This window comes from Halomonas sp. SIMBA_159 (assembly GCF_046536035.1).
Taxonomy (GTDB): Bacteria; Pseudomonadota; Gammaproteobacteria; order Pseudomonadales; family Halomonadaceae; genus Vreelandella; species Vreelandella venusta_A.
On sequence record NZ_JAWJBT010001551.1, the window covers coordinates 1 to 238 of the forward strand.

1 pseudogene is annotated in these 238 nt (G+C 52.1%); it reads left to right on the plus strand.

Annotated elements, in window-relative coordinates:
• Positions 1 to 238: pseudogene (locus tag R0J87_RS24440) on the plus strand (DMT family transporter); the annotation flags it as partial.

The following is a 238-nucleotide window of genomic DNA, read 5'->3' on the forward strand; positions in this document are numbered from 1 at the left end:
CTTGGTTTTGTCGGCGTGTTGCTGGCGTTACCTGCTAACTACGGTAGTGCCGAAGCCGTATTGCTGGTAGGGCTGCTGTCGGCCGTGCTGGTTGCAGTGACCAAAACCACTATCCGCTATATGTCTGATACTGAACCCGCAGTGCGTATTGTATTTTACTTTTCGCTACTGACTGCCGTGCTGTCTGCCATTCCACTGCCCTTTTACTGGCAGCCACTTAATAATGAGGTCTGGCTGG